Genomic DNA, 16,753 nt, shown 5'->3' with positions numbered 1-16,753 from the left:
AATAAGTCCCACGGACTTTTTTGTTTTAATTTAATGAGATTTTTAATTAATAACTATTTAATAAAGTGACATTTCTCTGAGTGATGTCTTGAGGTTTTAAATGGAAATTAGAATTTTAATATTTTCTACATAATGGGAACTATCAATGCTCATAGAAGAATTAACATCTACGAAAGGTCATGATTTACTGGTTAATCACAGCAATGATAAATCTCCGAGTGGTAAATTATTATTTAAAGAGATTGGTAATAATCAGAAAAAAATCACATCCGTGAGTGACTGGACAAGTTATTGCCGCAATAAATATAAATTTCAGGAAATGGTGCAAGGTTCAAATTTTCTACCAGGGCGAGGATTATTGCCTCGCGAGCCGAATCTTTTCCCTGTTCTAACAGGTGCCGCGCTAACGATACAGGCAGCTGCACAGTTACTGACCTACGATATTAACATCAGGGCAGCGCCGCTGAACGCTAGCCCACATGATGCTCTGGGAGGCCCGGTCGTTCAAAGCCCGCGAAACTCTGCTGCAAGGTATGCACAGAATATCATCACTCACATTGACGGTGCTTTTTCCTCACTTGTTAATGGTATGCTTCCCTGGGATCAAAGTGATGCATTACCTGTTCCACTTTCAATGATTTTATCTACCCAGCCTAAATTAACCAACACCTTTATGGTGCCAGAACCGATTAATATCACGATGACTGAAGATCAGGGAGTAGAAATCAATAATACGACTGAGCCGTCAGGCTTAGTTGAAGACAGGCGAAAATATATTGAGGCAGTCTTTCAGATAAAAAATGAATATCCAGAATTGACTTCATTAGCTTCTGCTTATTTAAGAAAAGCTATCAGGGAGAAATATGCTTTAGAGATTGATCCTGATACAACATATTTTAACCGATTTAATTATGGATCAACTTCCTCTAAAACATTCACCGGCTGGGAACATACCACCCGTCCCGTTGAGTCAAAATCGCTGACCGAGCGGCTGCTGGAAAATTTTGGCGCTGAGGATCAAATAAATTCCGACGCACTAAGTGCTAACTCAGGAATTTATACTGAAGGAGCACGGGCTGAACAATTTGGCAAAAATAATGAAGTCCGTTTACTGCCCAAAGACTTTTTAGATTTAGTGATCGAAAGTAATTTTAGCTATAAATTTCTGCAACAGCTTAAAAACTTCTGGAGAAAAAACCGCATAAGCTTTCGCACCGTCAGTAAAGGACTTTTCATTACCCTGTTAGGTCAAAACTCAGGGCTGTTGTCAGAGGCTAGTTTGAAATTGGTGACAAGGACTGTATTGGGTGATATTGCAAGCTTGCCCGATATGTCTATAAAGGAGTTAGAACGTGAAGTCAGGAACCAATACGCCGGAAGTATCTCTACTTTTGATATTTATGGTTATCCAGCCACTGATATTTATCTGATCCACGGCAATGGCGGTAAAATTGTTTTGTACCAGGCTTCGGGAACACAGAGTTTTGTTGAGTTTGAAAGCACTAAAGAACTGATAGATTGGGTATTAGTGCAGGCAAGGGACCCCATTAAGTGCGAGGAACTTGCCAACCACTTCTCTTTATACGACCGCCAAGAGGGGCATTATTATCCTGGCGTTGACTCTACTTTGCAGGCAATGGCGAAAGGTAAGTTGGATACAAAATATTTAAATTATCACCAGAAAGTATTTAAAGGTGATCTTTTCACTGAAATGATGCATAAATCCGAAAGTAGAACCCTCAGTGATGCACATATTCTTACTACAACCAACGGCGAAGTATTTAAAGAGAAAGTATTGATGAATCTTCGGGCTGCTGCAAATATGGCAGGCGTGGTCACCGTCGTGCTTCCGGCAATAGGCAGTCTCAGCCTATTGGGGATTGGCATTATACAAACTGGACTGGGAATTAATGATTCGATTTATGGTGATACGGAAAGAAGAAGAAAGTTAGGTTTGAGTAATGTTATTGATGGAGGAGTTAATACGTTATTTGGATTAATGGGCGCAAACATAAAAACACCCGCTGAAGAATTTAGCGCTGCCGATAATGAAATCGATGAACTTCCAACCTATGAGGCCGATGAAATATATAAACCCGGTCCCAGCCAGGCTGATGACACTTTACAGCGCGGTACCTTCATTAATCGTTTATTCAAAGAGACGGTTGTGCGTCAACGTGGTTTAAACGCCATTAAAGCCGATAATTTATCGCGAGGATGGATGACAACGGTCACTTTTAATAATATGGAAGAGGCGCTACAGATAGCAGAGGTCGCGATCGATACGCCACAGGGCCGTGAAATAGCCGCAAGATATTTAGGTTATGACGATATTAATAAATTGGCGGAGGCTGATATTCAAGAAATTAAGATGAATATTCAAGCGCTTAAGGTTACCCATAAATTTTTGGTCAAAACTGATAAAAGTATTAAGACGGTGTCTATTTTCGGACCCAGGGGCGGTATCGTCAATGCCTATTATAATGAGCAGAAAAATGTCATCGCTTTTACTGACCGTTTTTTTTCACTCCCGCGTTTAAGCCGGTTGCGCGTATTGTTGCATGAGTGCATGCATGCTTCAGTTAAGGAAGGGGGTAAATCAGTACCAGACTATTTCTATTTAAGAAACTGGAACGTGCCTGAAGAAATTACCGCCCAGCGTAATGAGCAACTTCAGATTTCACGTGGAAATATTGGTATTGACTATTTTATAGGAAAAGATGGCCATATGTTAAGAGAAGATTTTATGAAAAAAATGGGCACGAAAAGTATGATTGTTGCGGGTATCAGGTTTCATGAAAATGGTGCACTAAAAAGGTCTTTACTGTTGAAAAATCCGGATACTCAAGCAATTATGATCATGGAATTAGCAAGCTTGATCCCTGAAACGACTAATATAGATGATTCAATGCGTTTACCCTGGGAGCATAATAATAGTCCAGATGAGACGCATCTCTGGCAGCATAGCGATAATCATCCTGGAGTAAAAGAGTTCCTGGCCAATAATGGCGCATAAACGGGGTCCATCGGCTCAACGCCGATGGACGTTACGATCAATGTAATAAAGCAATTAACGCATAGTCACGAATTCTTCAGCACCGGTAGGGTGAATAGCCACAGTGTTGTCAAAGTCTTTTTTGGTCGCGCCCATTTTCAGTGCTACCGCGAAGCCCTGTAGGATTTCGTCCATGCCGTAGCCAATACCGTGAATACCGACAATTTTCTCTTCTTTACCGACGCAAACCAGCTTCATACGGCAAGGTTGGCGGTGCTGAGTCACTGCGGTATACATTGCTGTGAAAGAAGATTTATAAACTTTAACGTTATCTTTGCCGTATTTCTCTTCCGCTTCTGGCTCGCTCAGGCCAACAGTACCGATTGGTGGATGGCTAAAGACCACAGTTGGGACCAGGCTATAGTCGAGATGCTCTTCCGGCTTATTGTTAAACAGGCGCTCTGACAGGCGACGACCCGCGGCTACCGCAACCGGCGTCAGCTCAACCGCACCGGTGTTATCACCCACCGCGTAAATGCCTTTGACGTTAGTATTTTGGTACTTATCGACTTCGATGTAGCCTTTGGCGTTGGTTTTCACACCGGTGGCTTTCAGGTTGAAGTTGTCAGTTTCTGGCTCACGGCCGATGGCCCATACCAGGCTGTCGACTTCGAACTCTTTGCCGTTTTCCAGTTTCAGGGTCAGGCTGCCGTTGGCATTTTTGACCACTTCTTTTGGAATTGACTCAGTATGCAGCGCCGGACCTTCGGTGTTCATTACCTCAACCAGCGTTTCAACGATTAGTGGGTCAAAGGTGCGCAGCGGAGCGTGTTTACGTACGAACAGGTGGGTTTCAGCACCGAGGCCGTTCATCACGCCGGCGATTTCCACTGCGATGTAACCGGCACCGACTACAGCAACGCGCTTCGGCATTTCCAACAGATCAAAGAAGCCGTCTGAGTCGATACCGTATTCAGCACCGGGAATATCAGGGTGGCTAGGGCGGCCACCGGTGGCGATCAGGATGTGATCGGCGGTGATCGTCTCGCCGTTGACTTCAACGGTATGAGCATCGACGAAGCGAGCGAAGCCGTGAATAACGTCAACCTTGTTCTTACCCAGTACGTTGTCGTATGAGGTATGAATACGGTCGATGTAGGCGGTACGGTTAGCGACCAGTGTCTTCCAGTTAAAGCCGTTAATCTGGGTGTCGAAACCATAATCAGGACCGTAGTTACGAATGGCTTCAGAAATCTGTGCCGCGTGCCACATGACTTTCTTTGGAACACAGCCGACGTTGACGCAGGTGCCGCCGAGTGCTTTTGCTTCGATAATGGCACATTTTTGTCCATACATGGCCGCGCGGTTGATTGATGCGATACCGCCACTGCCGCCGCCAATTGCCAGATAGTCATAATGTTTGGTCATCGAATTTTCCATAAGTTAAGAATGAGAAGAAAGCCGGGAAGCGGTTGTTCCCAAAATCTAATGGCATAGAGTTTAACGCCTGAATCGGCTTTGTCGCAAAGATTGCAACGATGGTTGTAATAGCTTAGCTGAATGAAAGCCGGAGAGAAGCCCCGGCTTTGCAGGAAAAAGTTACTCTGGAACGACCCATTTAACCAGCTGATGCCCGTTGCCGTTTGGCACCAGCACCTCAAGCAACCAAGGCAGGACCTTGTTCATCTGCTGCTCCAGCTTCCAGGGTGGGTTAATCACAATCATGCCGGAAGCGGTCATTCCGCGCTGATCGCTGTCAGGGCGCACGCCCAGCTCGATTTGCAGAATACGACGAATGCCGGTCGCTTCGAGTTCGCGCAGCATACGTTTGATCTGTTGACGCATGACCACCGGATACCAAATAGCGTAAGTACCGGTTGCGAAACGCTTATAGCCCTCTTGAATGCCTTTAACCACGTCCTGATAATCGGTTTTTAGCTCGTACGGGGGGTCCATCAGGATCAGGCCGCGACGGGACGGCGGTGGCAGTTGGGCTTTCAGCTGCTGATAGCCGTCGGCACGCAGGACGCGGGCGCGGTCGTCTTTCTGGAACTCGTTGCGCAGCAGCGGAAAGTCGCTCGGGTGCAGCTCGGTCATGTGCAGTTTGTCGTCTTCACGCAGCAAGTGGCGGGCAATCAGCGGCGAACCGGGGTAATAGCGCAGGTTCTCATTGCGGTTAAAGTAGTTAATCGCAGACATATAGGCCGCCATCTCTTGAGGCACGTCATCACGCTGCCAGAGGCGGGCAATGCCTTCAAGATATTCACCGGTGCGTTCTGCATGTTCCCCGCTCAGCTGGTAGCGTCCGGCACCGGCGTGGGTATCGAGATAAAGAAAAGGTTTATCTTTTTCTTTAAGAGACTCGATGATCAGGCTCTGAACGGTGTGTTTCAGAACGTCGGCATGGTTGCCTGCATGAAAACTGTGGCGGTAACTCAACATAGTATTTTTACATTTTCCTAATAATTTATGGCGACAGTATAAACTTTTAGCGCCGAGTTATCCGCAGAAATAAGAAAGTGGCACAGGATACGCTGCCGATGCCTCCAGGCTTAGCAAGTCCAGCACCGTCTGCCCTTGATTTTGAACGCCGTTGTCCTCATGTTAGTTTTTACGACTTATCGATGATGTCTCTTAAATCAGGACTGCCCTATGACCCAAACTACGCAAAACGATTCGTTAGCTAAAAACCCGCTCTTGGAACAGTTCGATCTCCCGCCATTTTCCGCCATCCGTCCGGAGCATATTGTTCCTGCCGTGAAGGCTGCCATTGACGCATGCCGCGCCGCTATCGAGCAGGTTGTCGCACAGTCTGGCCCTTATACCTATGAATCGCTGTGTCAGCCGATTGCTGAAAGCGAAGACAAATTCAGCCGTATCTGGTCGCCCGTTGGGCACCTGAATTCGGTCAAAAACAGCGCTGAACTTCGCGCCGCCTATGAGCAATGCTTGCCTATTCTGTCTGAGTTTTCGACCTGGGCCGGCCAACATGAAGGACTGTATAAGGCCTATCGCGACCTGAAAGAGGGCGATAATTTTGCCACTCTGACGCTCGAGCAGAAAAAGGCGGTGGATAACGCGCTGCGCGACTTCGAGCTGTCGGGCATTGGCCTGTCTGCCGAGAAGCAGAAACGCTACGGTGAAATCACCTCTCGTCTGTCCGAGCTTGGCTCGACCTACAGCAATAATGTGCTCGACGCCACGATGGGCTGGAGCAAGCTGATTACTGACGTCGAGGCGCTAAGCGGTCTGCCAGAGAGTGCGCTGGCGGCTTCTAAGGCGCTGGCTGAGGCCAAAGAACAGCAAGGCTGGCTGCTGACGCTGGACGCGCCGAGCTATCTGCCGGTGATGACCTACGCCGACAACGCCGAGCTGCGCGAGGAGATGTACCGTGCCTATGCCACCCGCGCGTCGGACCAAGGCCCCAACGCAGGTAAGTGGGACAACAGCGAAGTGATGGCCGAAGAATTGGCGCTGCGCCACGAACTGGCCGAACTGCTTGGCTTTGACTCCTATGCCGATATGTCTCTGGCAACCAAAATGGCGGAAAACCCGCAGCAGGTTATTGGTTTCTTGAATGATTTAGCCAAACGCGCTCGTCCACAGGGTGAGGCTGAACTGGCTCAGCTGCGTGCATTCGCCAAGGCCAACTATGGCGTCGACGAAATGAACGCCTGGGACCTGCCTTACTACGCAGAAAAACAGAAGCAGCACCTGTTCTCCATCAACGACGAGCAGCTGCGCCCTTACTTCCCTGAAAACCGTGCACTGTCGGGCCTGTTCGAAGTCGTCAAACGCATCTACGGCATCACCGCCAAAGAGCGCAAAGACGTCGATACCTGGCACAAAGACGTGCGTTTCTTCGACCTGTTTGACGACAGCGGCGAACTGCGCGGCAGCTTCTATCTTGATCTCTACGCGCGTGAACACAAGCGTGGCGGTGCGTGGATGAACGACTACGTCGGTAGCCTGCGTCGCAGCAACGGTAAATTGCAGCATCCGGTGGCTTACCTGACCTGTAACTTTACCCGTCCAGTCGGTGACAAACCTGCGCTGTTCACTCACAACGAAGTGACCACGCTTTTCCACGAGTTTGGCCACGGTCTGCACCATATGTTGACCAAGGTCGAGACCTCAGGCGTTGCGGGAATCAGCGGTGTGCCATGGGATGCCGTCGAGCTGCCGAGCCAGTTTATGGAAAACTGGTGCTGGGAGCCTGACGCACTGGCGTTTATCTCTGGTCACTACGAAACCCATGAGCCACTGCCGCAGGAAATGCTTGAGAAAATGCTGGCCGCGAAAAACTATCAGGCGGCGCTGTTTATCCTGCGCCAGCTGGAGTTCGGCCTGTTTGACTTCCGTATGCACGCTGAGTATGACCCAGCCAAAGGTGCACGGATCCTCGAAACCCTTGCCGAGATCAAAAAGCAGGTCGCCGTGGTGCCTTCGCCGAGCTGGGGCCGTTTCCCGCACGCGTTTAGCCACATCTTTGCCGGGGGTTATGCGGCAGGTTATTACAGCTATCTGTGGGCAGAAGTGTTGTCTGCCGATGCCTACTCACGCTTCGAAGAGGAAGGGATTTTCAACCGCGAAACCGGTCAGTCCTTCCTGGACAATATCCTGACGCGCGGCGGATCCGAAGAACCTATGGAGTTGTTTAAACGCTTCCGTGGTCGTGAACCGCAGCTGGATGCTATGCTTCGTCATTATGATATTAAAGAGCAGAGCCTCGAAGGATAACAACCTCCCGTGAGTGTGTTTTTAGCATGTGAAGAAGGCGCCGATGCAGGCGCCTTATCTATTCTGGCCGAGCGCTGGAAGCTGGTTTCCGATCCAGATGCCCTGATGGCGCTGGTACTGACCCCTGAAAGACTGGAATTGCGTAAGCGTGACGAACCGAAGCTGGGTGCCATCTTTGTCGATTTTGTCGGCGGAACCCTGGGGCATCGTCGTCGATTTGGCGGCGGACGCGGTGAAGCTGTGGCCAAGGCGGTAGGGATTAAGGGCAGTTATCTGCCTGACGTCGTCGATGCAACGGCAGGGCTGGGCCGAGACGCCTTTGTGCTGGCGGCGCTCGGTTGTCGGGTAAGAATGATTGAACGCAATCCGGTGGTGGCTGCGTTGCTTGACGACGGATTGTCGCGCGGTTACCGCGATGCGGAAATCGGTGCCTGGCTGCAGGAGCGCATGACGTTGCTGCATGGCTCAAGCCTGACGGCGCTCAGCGAAATCACACCTCGCCCGCAGGTGGTTTATCTCGACCCGATGTACCCCCATCGACAGAAGAGTGCACTGGTGAAAAAAGAGATGCGGGTCTTCCAGGGGCTGGTCGGTGCGGATGACGATGCAGATGGCCTGCTCGAACCTGCGCGCCGTCTGGCGACCAAACGAATAGTGGTAAAACGCCCCGACTATGCCCCGCCAATGGCCGATACGCCTGCTCAGGCGGCGGTGACCACTAAGAGCCACCGTTTTGATATTTACACGCCGCTTTAAGCAGCGTTGCCTTGCCGAGCAGCATCACCGGCAGGCCCTGCGTTAACCACGAATCAAACACGGCCTGCTGGCGACTGTCCAGCGGCGTGTCTGACCAAATGAGATAATGCTCCATCGGCGAGGCCGCCAAGTCTGGCTCTTCAACCTCGCAGTGGACTATCTCGACGTTAAGCCCCTCGCCGCACAGCCTCAGTGACTCCAGCCACAGCTCGAGCGGATCGTCGATTTGCATCGGCAGCAACAGTACCTGCGGACGCGCCCTGTGACGCAGCGTACGCATAAGGTAGGTGGCATATTCAATTATGATGCTGTCCAGCAGCCCTTTTTGCTGTATCGGCAGTCTCTGTCTGCTGGTGGAAAGAAAGGCGCGAATAGGGCGAAGCACCCGGTTAACCAGGCAATCGAGTGGATATTCTCGCCCAAATTGCCAAATCAAACGACGTAGCTTGAGTAACTCACCCTCGCCGAGGGCGTTTAAGATCTCTGCCTGTAGAGCGTGCCAGCTGCTGTGAGGTGCTGGACCGATATTCTCGGCTATCCGCTTTGGCTCTGACGCGCTAAGGTGCGGGCGGATCTGCGCGATCGGAATACCGTCCGTGACTTTTCGCAAGATCGTATGTAGCTGAGTAAGATCGCTCTCGCTGTACCAGCGGCTCCCTTTGGCATCGCGCTGTGGGTGAATAAGCCCATAACGTTGCCAGGTGCGTAGCGTTATGGGCAATACACCGCAAAGCTGGGCTGTAGTTTCAATACTGTAATGGCGGGCTAACGGACGCAGCGTATTTGGGTGAGATGAGTGCATTTCCATAGGGCAACAAATTCCATTTGTTCGCTAATGACTGACTAGCTATAAGTGAAAAAAATGGCTTTGTATAGTGGGATGCAAGTTGATCTAAATTTAATGAAGCGAAATTTGAGCTGTGTCATTTATTGATGAAAACAAGGAGAGCGGGAGATGCAACATCACACCCCCCGGAGAGAGTACGAACATTACTCTTTGGTGTCTTCAGGGTCACGCAGAGGCACAATCAGCATATCGATGTGTACCGTGTTAATCAGCTGGCGTGCCGAGGACATCAGCTTGCTCCAAAAGTCCTGATGATGGCCACACAACACGAGATCGACGTCGTATTGTTTGATGGCATCAACCAGCACCTGAGCCAAATCGCCGCTGCCGCTTAGGGTCTCTGCAATAGGATAACCGGCGTTATGTGACAGTTCGCTCAGTGCGTTGTGCGTTTCTTCAGAGATACGTTTTTGCATGTCACCGAGGTTGACGTCTATCAGGCCGGTATAGAGGTCCGAATAATTGACATCAACGTGGATAAGAGACACTTTGGCATTGTAAGGTCTGGCAAGGGAGACCGCTTTCTCAACCAGCACTTTACTCTCTGGTGACAGGTCCACCGCAATGAGGATATGTTTATAAGCCATAAGAAACTCCTTCCATAAGTCATTTAACGTTTATTCGGATTATCGGGGTGTCGTCCAGTACTGCCGTATAACCACGACTTTCATAAACTAATGTTGCATAAACAACAGTCTAAAAACTTAACCTACCTCAAGTATAGCCATAAAACGTCTACTTATGCCGGACTATTCTCCAGGCGAATGGTTTGCATCACATTGTTCGAACAGGCTTAGCGACAGAAATATTCTTTTTTTGTCCCCCGATTTATATTTCATTTCCTACACTCAATAATAAGCGGGAGTTCGGCATATTGCCTCTTTTCGCAAGTGAAGCGAACGCTGAGTTGGCTAGCCCGGAAAGGGTCTGGGGGGCGGGCATAAAATTGCCCAGGTATCGGGTAAAAGGCGGTGAGAAAGGGCGAAAGGCTTACAGGTCGCTGACGGTAAGTATAGATGTCGCCGTAAGGGGGAATCATGATCAGTCCCATTGCGCTATTTTGGGCTTTATGTGTTGTATGTGTTGTGAATATGCTGCGCTACTACTCTTCTCTTCGTGCGTTGCTGGTGGTGTTACGAGGATGCGATCCGCTGCTTTATCAGTATGTTGACGGAGGAGGATTTTTTACCGCGCACGGGCAGCCCAGTAAGCAAATTAGGTTAGTGCGTTACATCTATGCGCAGCGCTATGTTGATCATCACGACCCCGAGTTTATTCGTCGTTGTGAAAGGGTTCGCGGACAATTTGTGCTAACAACAGGGTTATGCGGCTTAATCCTCATCAGTATGTTGGCGATGCTGATTTGGTATTAAATCCGATAAAAAAGGACGATGAATGAGAGTTAAACGACAGTGAGTCTGAATATTGAGGCAAAAAAATAAAGGCGGCGCACTTAACATGCACCGCCTTTTTTACGCATAAAGTCCGTTAAATCAGCTTCAGCGCCAACCAGTACAGTACGCCTGAGAGCAGAATCGACACCGGCAGGGTGAGCAACCACGCCAGCGCGATGTTCTTAATGGTCTTGCTCTGTACGCCACCGCCGTCAACTATCATGGTGCCCGCAACCGCAGAAGAGAGCACGTGGGTGGTTGAAACCGGCATACCGGTGTAGCTCGCCACACCAATAGAAACTGCGGCAGTAACCTGTGCAGAGAGACCCTGCGCATAGGTCATGCCTTTTTTGCCAATCTTCTCACCGATGGTGGTCGCGACGCGTTTCCAGCCAATCATGGTACCCAGAGCCAATGCTAATGCAACGGCAACGATAATCCAGATAGGCGCGTATTCAACGGTTTGCAGCAGATCGCCGTGTAAATCGTTGAGGAAACGCTTATCGGCAGCGCTGGTTTCACTCAGCTTAGCCGTTTTATCTACCGTATCGGAAACACACATCAGCAGGCGACGCATCTGGCTACGCTGTTCCGGCGCGAGTTCACTGTAGCTTTGCAGGTTATTCAGCATTCCCTGAGTACGAGAAAGTGCTTCAAGCGCAAGGCTGTCATTACAGTGGAACTCGACGGGCGTCTGAGTGCTGCTGTCTGTCGGCGCAGGTACCAGCGGAGTCAGGGCAACCACGTGCTGTAGGGTATCCGTATGCTGCTGATAGTACTGTTGCAAATGCGTCACGGCATCACGGGTGCGGGTGATGTCATAACCGGTAGCGTTCATATTCAATACGAAGCCAGCAGGAGCAACGCCAATCAATACCAACATAATCAGGCCAATGCCTTTCTGACCGTCGTTCGCGCCGTGGGAGAAACTTACCCCAATAGCGGAAAGGATCAGAGCAATGCGCGTCCAGAATGGCGGTTTTTTCTTGCCGTCCTGCTTCTCACGTTCAGCCGGCGTCAGATGGATGCGCTGACGCTTTTTGTTCCCGCTCCAGTAACGGCGGAGCAAGAAAATCATGCTTCCCGCGACAATCATACCCACCAGAGGCGAGATAATTAACGACAGGAAAATGCTAATCATTTTCGGGATGTTAAGGGCATCGATAATCGAGCTGTGGGTCATTAACGCGTTGGTCAGACCTACGCCGATAATGGCACCGATGAGCGTATGGGAGCTGGAGGCCGGCAGGCCGAAATACCAGGTACCCAGGTTCCAGATAATCGCCGCCAATAGCATAGAAAACACCATAGCGAGACCATGAGCAGAACCCACGTTCAACAGCAAATCAGTAGGAAGCAAGTGGACGATGGCATATGCCACGCTCAAGCCGCCAAGCATGACGCCAAAGAAGTTAAATACGCCAGCCATCACAACGGCAAGTTGCGAACGCATAGCGCGCGTATAAATCACAGTCGCGACTGCGTTTGCTGTGTCATGGAAACCGTTGATGGCTTCGTAGAACAGCACAAACAGCAATGCGAGAATCAATAACAGGCCGGTATGGAAATCCAACCCGGCGAATAAATGCAGCATAATTGTTACGCCAGTTTGTGGACATGAACGCCGCGCATTATCTGCGAGAACAGGGTGAGTGGAAAAGGAAAATATGACATTTTTTTGACTAAAGATAGGTAAAAAATCAAGGGTATGCAAAGTAAGGCTTTGAAACCTATTGAGTTAAAAGGCGTTTTTCTTCTGAAACATTTTCTTACCAGCGCGGATTAATGTTTGAGAATCTAGCTTATAGACGCCGCAGAGCTTACAATCTGGCACGCAACAGGCTGAATTGACGCTTTTTTGCACAGCGTTGGCATTTATCCCCGCCGTTTTAACGCGTAATCACTTTTTGACGTGTGAAAGTTATAGAGAGAGGTTTTTGTGGAACAGTACGACGTCGTAGTCATTGGTGCCGGTGCGGCAGGAATGTTTTGCGCAGCGCAGGCGGGCCAGGGCGGCTGCAAGGTACTGTTGCTCGATAATGGCAAGAAGCTAGGGCGTAAAATCCTGATGTCCGGCGGCGGCCGCTGCAATTTCACGAATATGCACACTGAACCGGCTGCCTATCTTTCTGAAAATCCGCATTTCTGCAAATCCGCGCTGGCGCGTTATACCCAGTGGGATTTTATCGATCTGGTCAACCGTTACGGCATCGCCTGGCATGAGAAAACGCTGGGTCAACTTTTCTGTGATGATTCTGCTCAACAGATTGTGAGCCTGCTCGAACAAGAATGCCAAAAAGGTAAGGTCACCTTCCGCTTGCGCAGTGAGATAAGCGCGGTTGAAAAAACTGAACAAGGCTATGCGATTCAGGTGAATGGTCAAGAAGTGAGCACTCGCTCACTTGTAGTGGCGAGCGGGGGGTTATCCATGCCAGGATTAGGTGCCTCGCCGTTTGGTTACCGCCTTGCCGAGCAGTTTGGCCTCAAAGTATTGCCCACCCGTGCCGGTCTGGTGCCTTTTACCCTGCACAAGCCGCTGCTTGAACATTTGCAGACGCTTTCCGGGGTCTCAGTTCCGGCGGTGATGACCGCGGCAGACGGCACTGTTTTCCGTGAAAGTATTTTGTTCACCCACCGTGGACTCTCTGGACCCGCCGTTTTACAGCTTTCGAGCTACTGGCAACCTGGCGAGTTTGTGAGCGTTAACTTACTGCCTAACCTAGACCTTAGCGCATTTCTTAACCAGCAGCGTCAAGATCATCCTAATCAGAGCCTCAAAAATACGCTGTCGTTGCATCTGCCTAAACGGCTGGTGGAATGTCTACAAACGCTGGGACAGCTTCCTGAAGTCACCCTAAAGCAGCTTAATGTGCCGCAGCAGGCGGCACTGATTGAGCAACTGCAAAACTGGCAGGTTCAGCCGAACGGCACCGAAGGCTATCGCACCGCCGAAGTGACTCTGGGCGGCGTCGACACGCGCGCGCTGTCGTCAAAAACCATGGGCGCCAACGCGGTACCGGGCCTGTATTTTATCGGCGAAGTGGTTGATGTCACCGGCTGGCTTGGTGGCTACAACTTCCAGTGGGCCTGGAGCTCTGCCTGGGCCTGTGCTCAGGACTTGATCAACCAGCGTAGCGCTTAAGCCTAATTTAACGGCAGTCTGTCGAGTATGGCCTGCGCGGTATTCACGTCGGTGACCAGGGAGTTTATCATCCCCGAGCGCACCGCACCGATGATGCCCGCCGCCTTTTCTGGCGTCGCGGCCACGCCGATGGTCAGCGGCGTACGGCGCAGCTGTTCGACCGAGGCGGCAATCATCCGCTCTTCACCTTCCCAATGCAGAATCTCTCCGGACTCGGTGATGTAGTGGCGCAGCACGTCGCCATTGGCATGGCTGAGCGCCTGTTCACCCGGCGTTGCGGTGCTGCTCTCACTCGGACGAGGTTCGTGCGTCAGACCAATACCGACGATCGCCACGTCCAGCCTGTCCCACAGTGAAATAATTTCCTGCACGCTGGGATCGCGTAGAAACGCCTCGCGCAGTTCCGGGGAGGAGATATAAGGCGCGTGAAGGAAATAGGGCGTTCCCTCCATCTGCTCGGCCGCTCGGCGCACGAATTCGGTTATCTGAAAATGTGGTGCGGCCTGCTGCATGCCGCCGTTGAGCGCCACGGTCAATACGCCCGGCAGGCGCGGCAGTCCGGCCAGCGTCACCTCTCGCACTGCACGACCCCAGCCTATCCCTAATACCGAACCCGCGCTCAGACCTGCCTGCGACAGCAGCGAGGCCAGTGGCGTGCGCAAAGAGTCCAGAACGTTGTTTGGGGGCGCGTCGACGACGTAGGCGTGTTTAAGCCCGAGGCGCTGGATAAGATCCGCCGTCATGTTTTCAGGTGAAGATAACCCAATGACTTCTATACGAACAATGCCCGCGGCTCTGGCTTTATTCAGTAGACGAGAGATGGTTGCCGTCGAGACATCCAGCTTGCGGGCAATCTCGACCTGCGACATATCGGACTCGTAGTGCAGCTTTGCCACCATATGCATTAATGTGCGCGTTGCTGCAATATCTTGCAAAATTGGCTCTTTCAGCTTGAAATTCCTTTCTGTAATGAATTACACTCAAAGCGTTGGTTGAGGAATTATTGCTCAATAGCCGTGATAAAGCAATGTTCCACACAGGGGTTAAACCCTTTAAAACCGGCATTGTTCATGAATTTTCGGCCTCCCTTGCTCACAGGGGAAACGACAGAGCGTCCAGTGTAATCGAGATTTTTTAATCTGTAATAAATTTCACGCAAAGGAGAGTTTCATGTCAAAGTTGTCAACTTCAGAATTACGTGGCTATCAGCAAATTTGTGGCCAGAACGGTGCGATGCTGGTTATCGCCTGCGATCAGCGCGGAGGTATGCGCACCTTGCTTGCCAGCGACCCACAGCAGCAGGCTTCCATCTCCGAAAAACAGTTAGGCCTGATCAAGGCCGACATCACCCAGTATCTTGCCAGCAAAGCGTCCTGCGTACTCGTCGATCCTGTCTGCGCGGTTCCGCAGTTGGTCGATGATGGCATTATTGCCCGCGATACCGCGTTGCTCATCGGGCTAGACGCCTCCGGTTGGGACACTTCTGCGCAAGGCTATCGCCTGTCGCGGTTGGCTAAAGACGTTGATGCGCGTCGTGTGCGTGAGCTAGGCGCCACCGGCGGAAAAATCATGGTGTATCTGCGCTCTGACAAACCGGAAGCTAATCGTCACAATATCGAGATCCTGCATAAATGCATTAAAGACTTCAGCGGTGAAGATTTGTTGCTGGTCGTCGAGTTCCTGACCTATAAGCTTGATAGCGAAACGGACGAGGAATATAAAGCTAAGGTGCCTGAACTGATTTACGGGGGAACGCAAATCTGCCTCGAGGCCGGTGCAAAAGTGCTGAAGCTGCCGTATCCGGGGTCTAAGCAGGCCTGTGCAGATATCACTAAGCTTGCCGGAGACGTGCCGTGGGCTGTACTGTCAGCAGGGGTCGACCACGCCACCTTCCTTAAGCAGGTTGAAGATGCCATGAGTACCGGCGCATCGGGCGTGATTGCCGGACGTTCACTGTGGAAGGACTGCATCTCTCTGGATCACGCCACCACCAGAAACAAGCTGGAAACGGTCGCGGTTCCGCGCTTGAAAGAGCTACAGGCAGTCATCCAACAATATTATAAGGCGGCCCAAAAGGGTAAAAACGCCTCAACCGAACAGGTGGAACATGTCTGAGAGCAGAGAAGGGGTTAACGCCGATACGCTGGGCACGCCGGGCAAACGGGTTATTCTGGTTAATGGAATCCCTGCCTCGGGTAAAAGCAGTCTCGCCGTTGCACTTTCTGCTAAGACCGGCTGGTTACCGCTGTCGCTTGATGGCATTAAAAATCCGTTTCTCCAGCGAATCGAAGGTGTAGACCGCGCGTTTAACCGTAAGCTCGGGCAGGCCAGTTATCAGGTTATCTGGTCTATCGTGGCGGATGCGCCGCAGGGCAGTACTTTTATTGTTGATGCCTGGTTCGGTTTTCAGCCCAAAGAGGTGCTCAGCGACTATCTGACTCAGGCGGGTGTCACCCAGATTTTAGAAATTTGGTGCCAGGTATCGGCAGAAACCGCAGCTGCGCGTTATGAGACGCGATTAGGCGAGCGTGTCGCGGGACATTTAGGTGCAGAATATATTCCTGAATTAAAAATATTAGCTGGAAAAGCTCAGCCGATGGGATTAGGTCCGGTATATTATTCTAATCAGGAATTCCCTGTTGATATTAATGCTATCAAAAGCTGGATAGACAATAATCTCACACGATAATCATTGAGCCACAATATAACGTAATTTTACGTTTAAGCTTGATAATGTTGCCTGACATAAAACTCGGTAAGCATTGAGTCTCTGTGTCATTAAATTCAGATGTAATTGCGTATTATTATTTTTCATCAATGATAAATAGGAATGGGTAGATCACAGTTTTTGTTATTTATTAATAGAATACTGAGGTAAG

Annotated in this window: 13 protein-coding genes; 7 read left to right on the top strand and 6 right to left on the bottom strand. The window is 50.4% G+C overall.

Annotated features, from left to right (window positions below):
• Positions 1-145: 145 nt before the first annotated feature.
• Positions 146-3,016: a dermonecrotic toxin domain-containing protein gene (locus BS640_RS21605; protein WP_084913312.1), complete on the top strand. Its 2,871-nt coding sequence runs from the start codon at positions 146-148 to the stop codon at positions 3,014-3,016.
• A gap of 54 nt (positions 3,017-3,070) precedes the next feature.
• Here BS640_RS21605 and gorA read toward each other — a convergent pair whose 3' ends face one another.
• Positions 3,071-4,423: a glutathione-disulfide reductase gene (gene gorA / locus BS640_RS21600; RefSeq protein ID WP_084913311.1), complete on the bottom strand. Its 1,353-nt coding sequence runs from the start codon at positions 4,421-4,423 to the stop codon at positions 3,071-3,073.
• Between the two features lie 171 nt (positions 4,424-4,594).
• Positions 4,595-5,437, bottom strand: a complete 843-nt coding sequence (locus tag BS640_RS21595) for a 23S rRNA (adenine(2030)-N(6))-methyltransferase RlmJ (RefSeq protein WP_017492766.1) — start codon at positions 5,435-5,437, stop codon at positions 4,595-4,597.
• Between the two features lie 210 nt (positions 5,438-5,647).
• Here BS640_RS21595 and prlC point away from each other — a divergent pair, with 210 nt between their 5' ends.
• Both prlC and rsmJ read left to right on the top strand, forming a co-directional pair.
• The gene (prlC, locus tag BS640_RS21590) at positions 5,648-7,735 is read left to right on the top strand and encodes an oligopeptidase A (protein WP_017492767.1); all 2,088 of its coding nucleotides are present in this window, start codon (positions 5,648-5,650) and stop codon (positions 7,733-7,735) included.
• Between the two features lie 9 nt (positions 7,736-7,744).
• Positions 7,745-8,491, top strand: coding sequence for a 16S rRNA (guanine(1516)-N(2))-methyltransferase RsmJ (rsmJ, locus tag BS640_RS21585; RefSeq protein WP_017492768.1), 747 nt, complete (start codon positions 7,745-7,747; stop codon positions 8,489-8,491).
• On the opposite strand, the gene BS640_RS21580 is transcribed toward rsmJ, so the two are convergent.
• Complete coding sequence (locus BS640_RS21580; RefSeq protein ID WP_084913310.1) at positions 8,454-9,299, bottom strand: MerR family transcriptional regulator; 846 nt, start codon at positions 9,297-9,299, stop codon at positions 8,454-8,456. The genes rsmJ and BS640_RS21580 overlap by 38 nt on opposite strands.
• Positions 9,300-9,481: 182 nt before the next feature.
• Positions 9,482-9,925, bottom strand: a complete 444-nt coding sequence (gene uspA / locus BS640_RS21575) for a universal stress protein UspA (protein WP_017492770.1) — start codon at positions 9,923-9,925, stop codon at positions 9,482-9,484.
• Between the two features lie 450 nt (positions 9,926-10,375).
• Between uspA and uspB the strand changes: the two genes are divergently transcribed.
• The gene (gene uspB, locus BS640_RS21570) at positions 10,376-10,711 is read left to right on the top strand and encodes a universal stress protein UspB (protein WP_009635668.1); all 336 of its coding nucleotides are present in this window, start codon (positions 10,376-10,378) and stop codon (positions 10,709-10,711) included.
• Positions 10,712-10,826: 115 nt separating this feature from the next.
• Here the strand turns inward: uspB and pitA are convergent, their stop codons facing one another.
• Positions 10,827-12,326: an inorganic phosphate transporter PitA gene (gene pitA / locus BS640_RS21565; protein ID WP_084913309.1), complete on the bottom strand. Its 1,500-nt coding sequence runs from the start codon at positions 12,324-12,326 to the stop codon at positions 10,827-10,829.
• Between the two features lie 345 nt (positions 12,327-12,671).
• Here pitA and BS640_RS21560 point away from each other — a divergent pair, with 345 nt between their 5' ends.
• Entirely contained in the window at positions 12,672-13,874 is a 1,203-nt protein-coding gene (locus BS640_RS21560) for a BaiN/RdsA family NAD(P)/FAD-dependent oxidoreductase (RefSeq protein ID WP_084913308.1), read from the top strand.
• Positions 13,875-13,876: 2 nt separating this feature from the next.
• On the opposite strand, the gene BS640_RS21555 is transcribed toward BS640_RS21560, so the two are convergent.
• A complete protein-coding gene (locus BS640_RS21555) occupies positions 13,877-14,809 on the bottom strand; it encodes a sugar-binding transcriptional regulator (RefSeq protein WP_017492773.1) in 933 nt (310 codons plus the stop codon).
• Between the two features lie 235 nt (positions 14,810-15,044).
• Between BS640_RS21555 and BS640_RS21550 the strand changes: the two genes are divergently transcribed.
• Positions 15,045-15,989: a tagatose-bisphosphate aldolase gene (locus BS640_RS21550; RefSeq protein ID WP_017492774.1), complete on the top strand. Its 945-nt coding sequence runs from the start codon at positions 15,045-15,047 to the stop codon at positions 15,987-15,989.
• Complete coding sequence (locus BS640_RS21545; RefSeq protein ID WP_084913307.1) at positions 15,982-16,563, top strand: P-loop nucleotide/nucleoside kinase family protein; 582 nt, start codon at positions 15,982-15,984, stop codon at positions 16,561-16,563. Before BS640_RS21550 ends, BS640_RS21545 begins: the two co-directional genes overlap by 8 nt.
• Positions 16,564-16,753: the final 190 nt, after the last annotated feature.

The organism is Rouxiella badensis (assembly GCF_002093665.1).
GTDB classification, from domain to species: Bacteria; Pseudomonadota; Gammaproteobacteria; order Enterobacterales; family Enterobacteriaceae; genus Rouxiella; species Rouxiella badensis.
Note: the sequence above shows the minus strand (reverse complement) of the source record. Positions and strands in the feature narration are given on the sequence as shown.

Bases quoted from the DNA above. Each gene is read 5' to 3' on its own strand.
- prlC (WP_017492767.1), top strand. From the start codon at position 5,648: ATGACCCAAACTACGCAAAACGATTCGTTAGCTAAAAACCCGCTCTTG.
- gorA (WP_084913311.1), bottom strand. From the start codon at position 4,423: ATGACCAAACATTATGACTATCTGGCAATTGGCGGCGGCAGTGGCGGT.
- uspA (WP_017492770.1), bottom strand. From the start codon at position 9,925: ATGGCTTATAAACATATCCTCATTGCGGTGGACCTGTCACCAGAGAGT.
- uspB (WP_009635668.1), top strand. From the start codon at position 10,376: ATGATCAGTCCCATTGCGCTATTTTGGGCTTTATGTGTTGTATGTGTT.
- BS640_RS21605 (WP_084913312.1), top strand. From the start codon at position 146: ATGCTCATAGAAGAATTAACATCTACGAAAGGTCATGATTTACTGGTT.
- pitA (WP_084913309.1), bottom strand. From the start codon at position 12,326: ATGCTGCATTTATTCGCCGGGTTGGATTTCCATACCGGCCTGTTATTG.
- BS640_RS21580 (WP_084913310.1), bottom strand. From the start codon at position 9,299: ATGGAAATGCACTCATCTCACCCAAATACGCTGCGTCCGTTAGCCCGC.
- BS640_RS21550 (WP_017492774.1), top strand. From the start codon at position 15,045: ATGTCAAAGTTGTCAACTTCAGAATTACGTGGCTATCAGCAAATTTGT.
- BS640_RS21545 (WP_084913307.1), top strand. From the start codon at position 15,982: ATGTCTGAGAGCAGAGAAGGGGTTAACGCCGATACGCTGGGCACGCCG.
- BS640_RS21595 (WP_017492766.1), bottom strand. From the start codon at position 5,437: ATGTTGAGTTACCGCCACAGTTTTCATGCAGGCAACCATGCCGACGTT.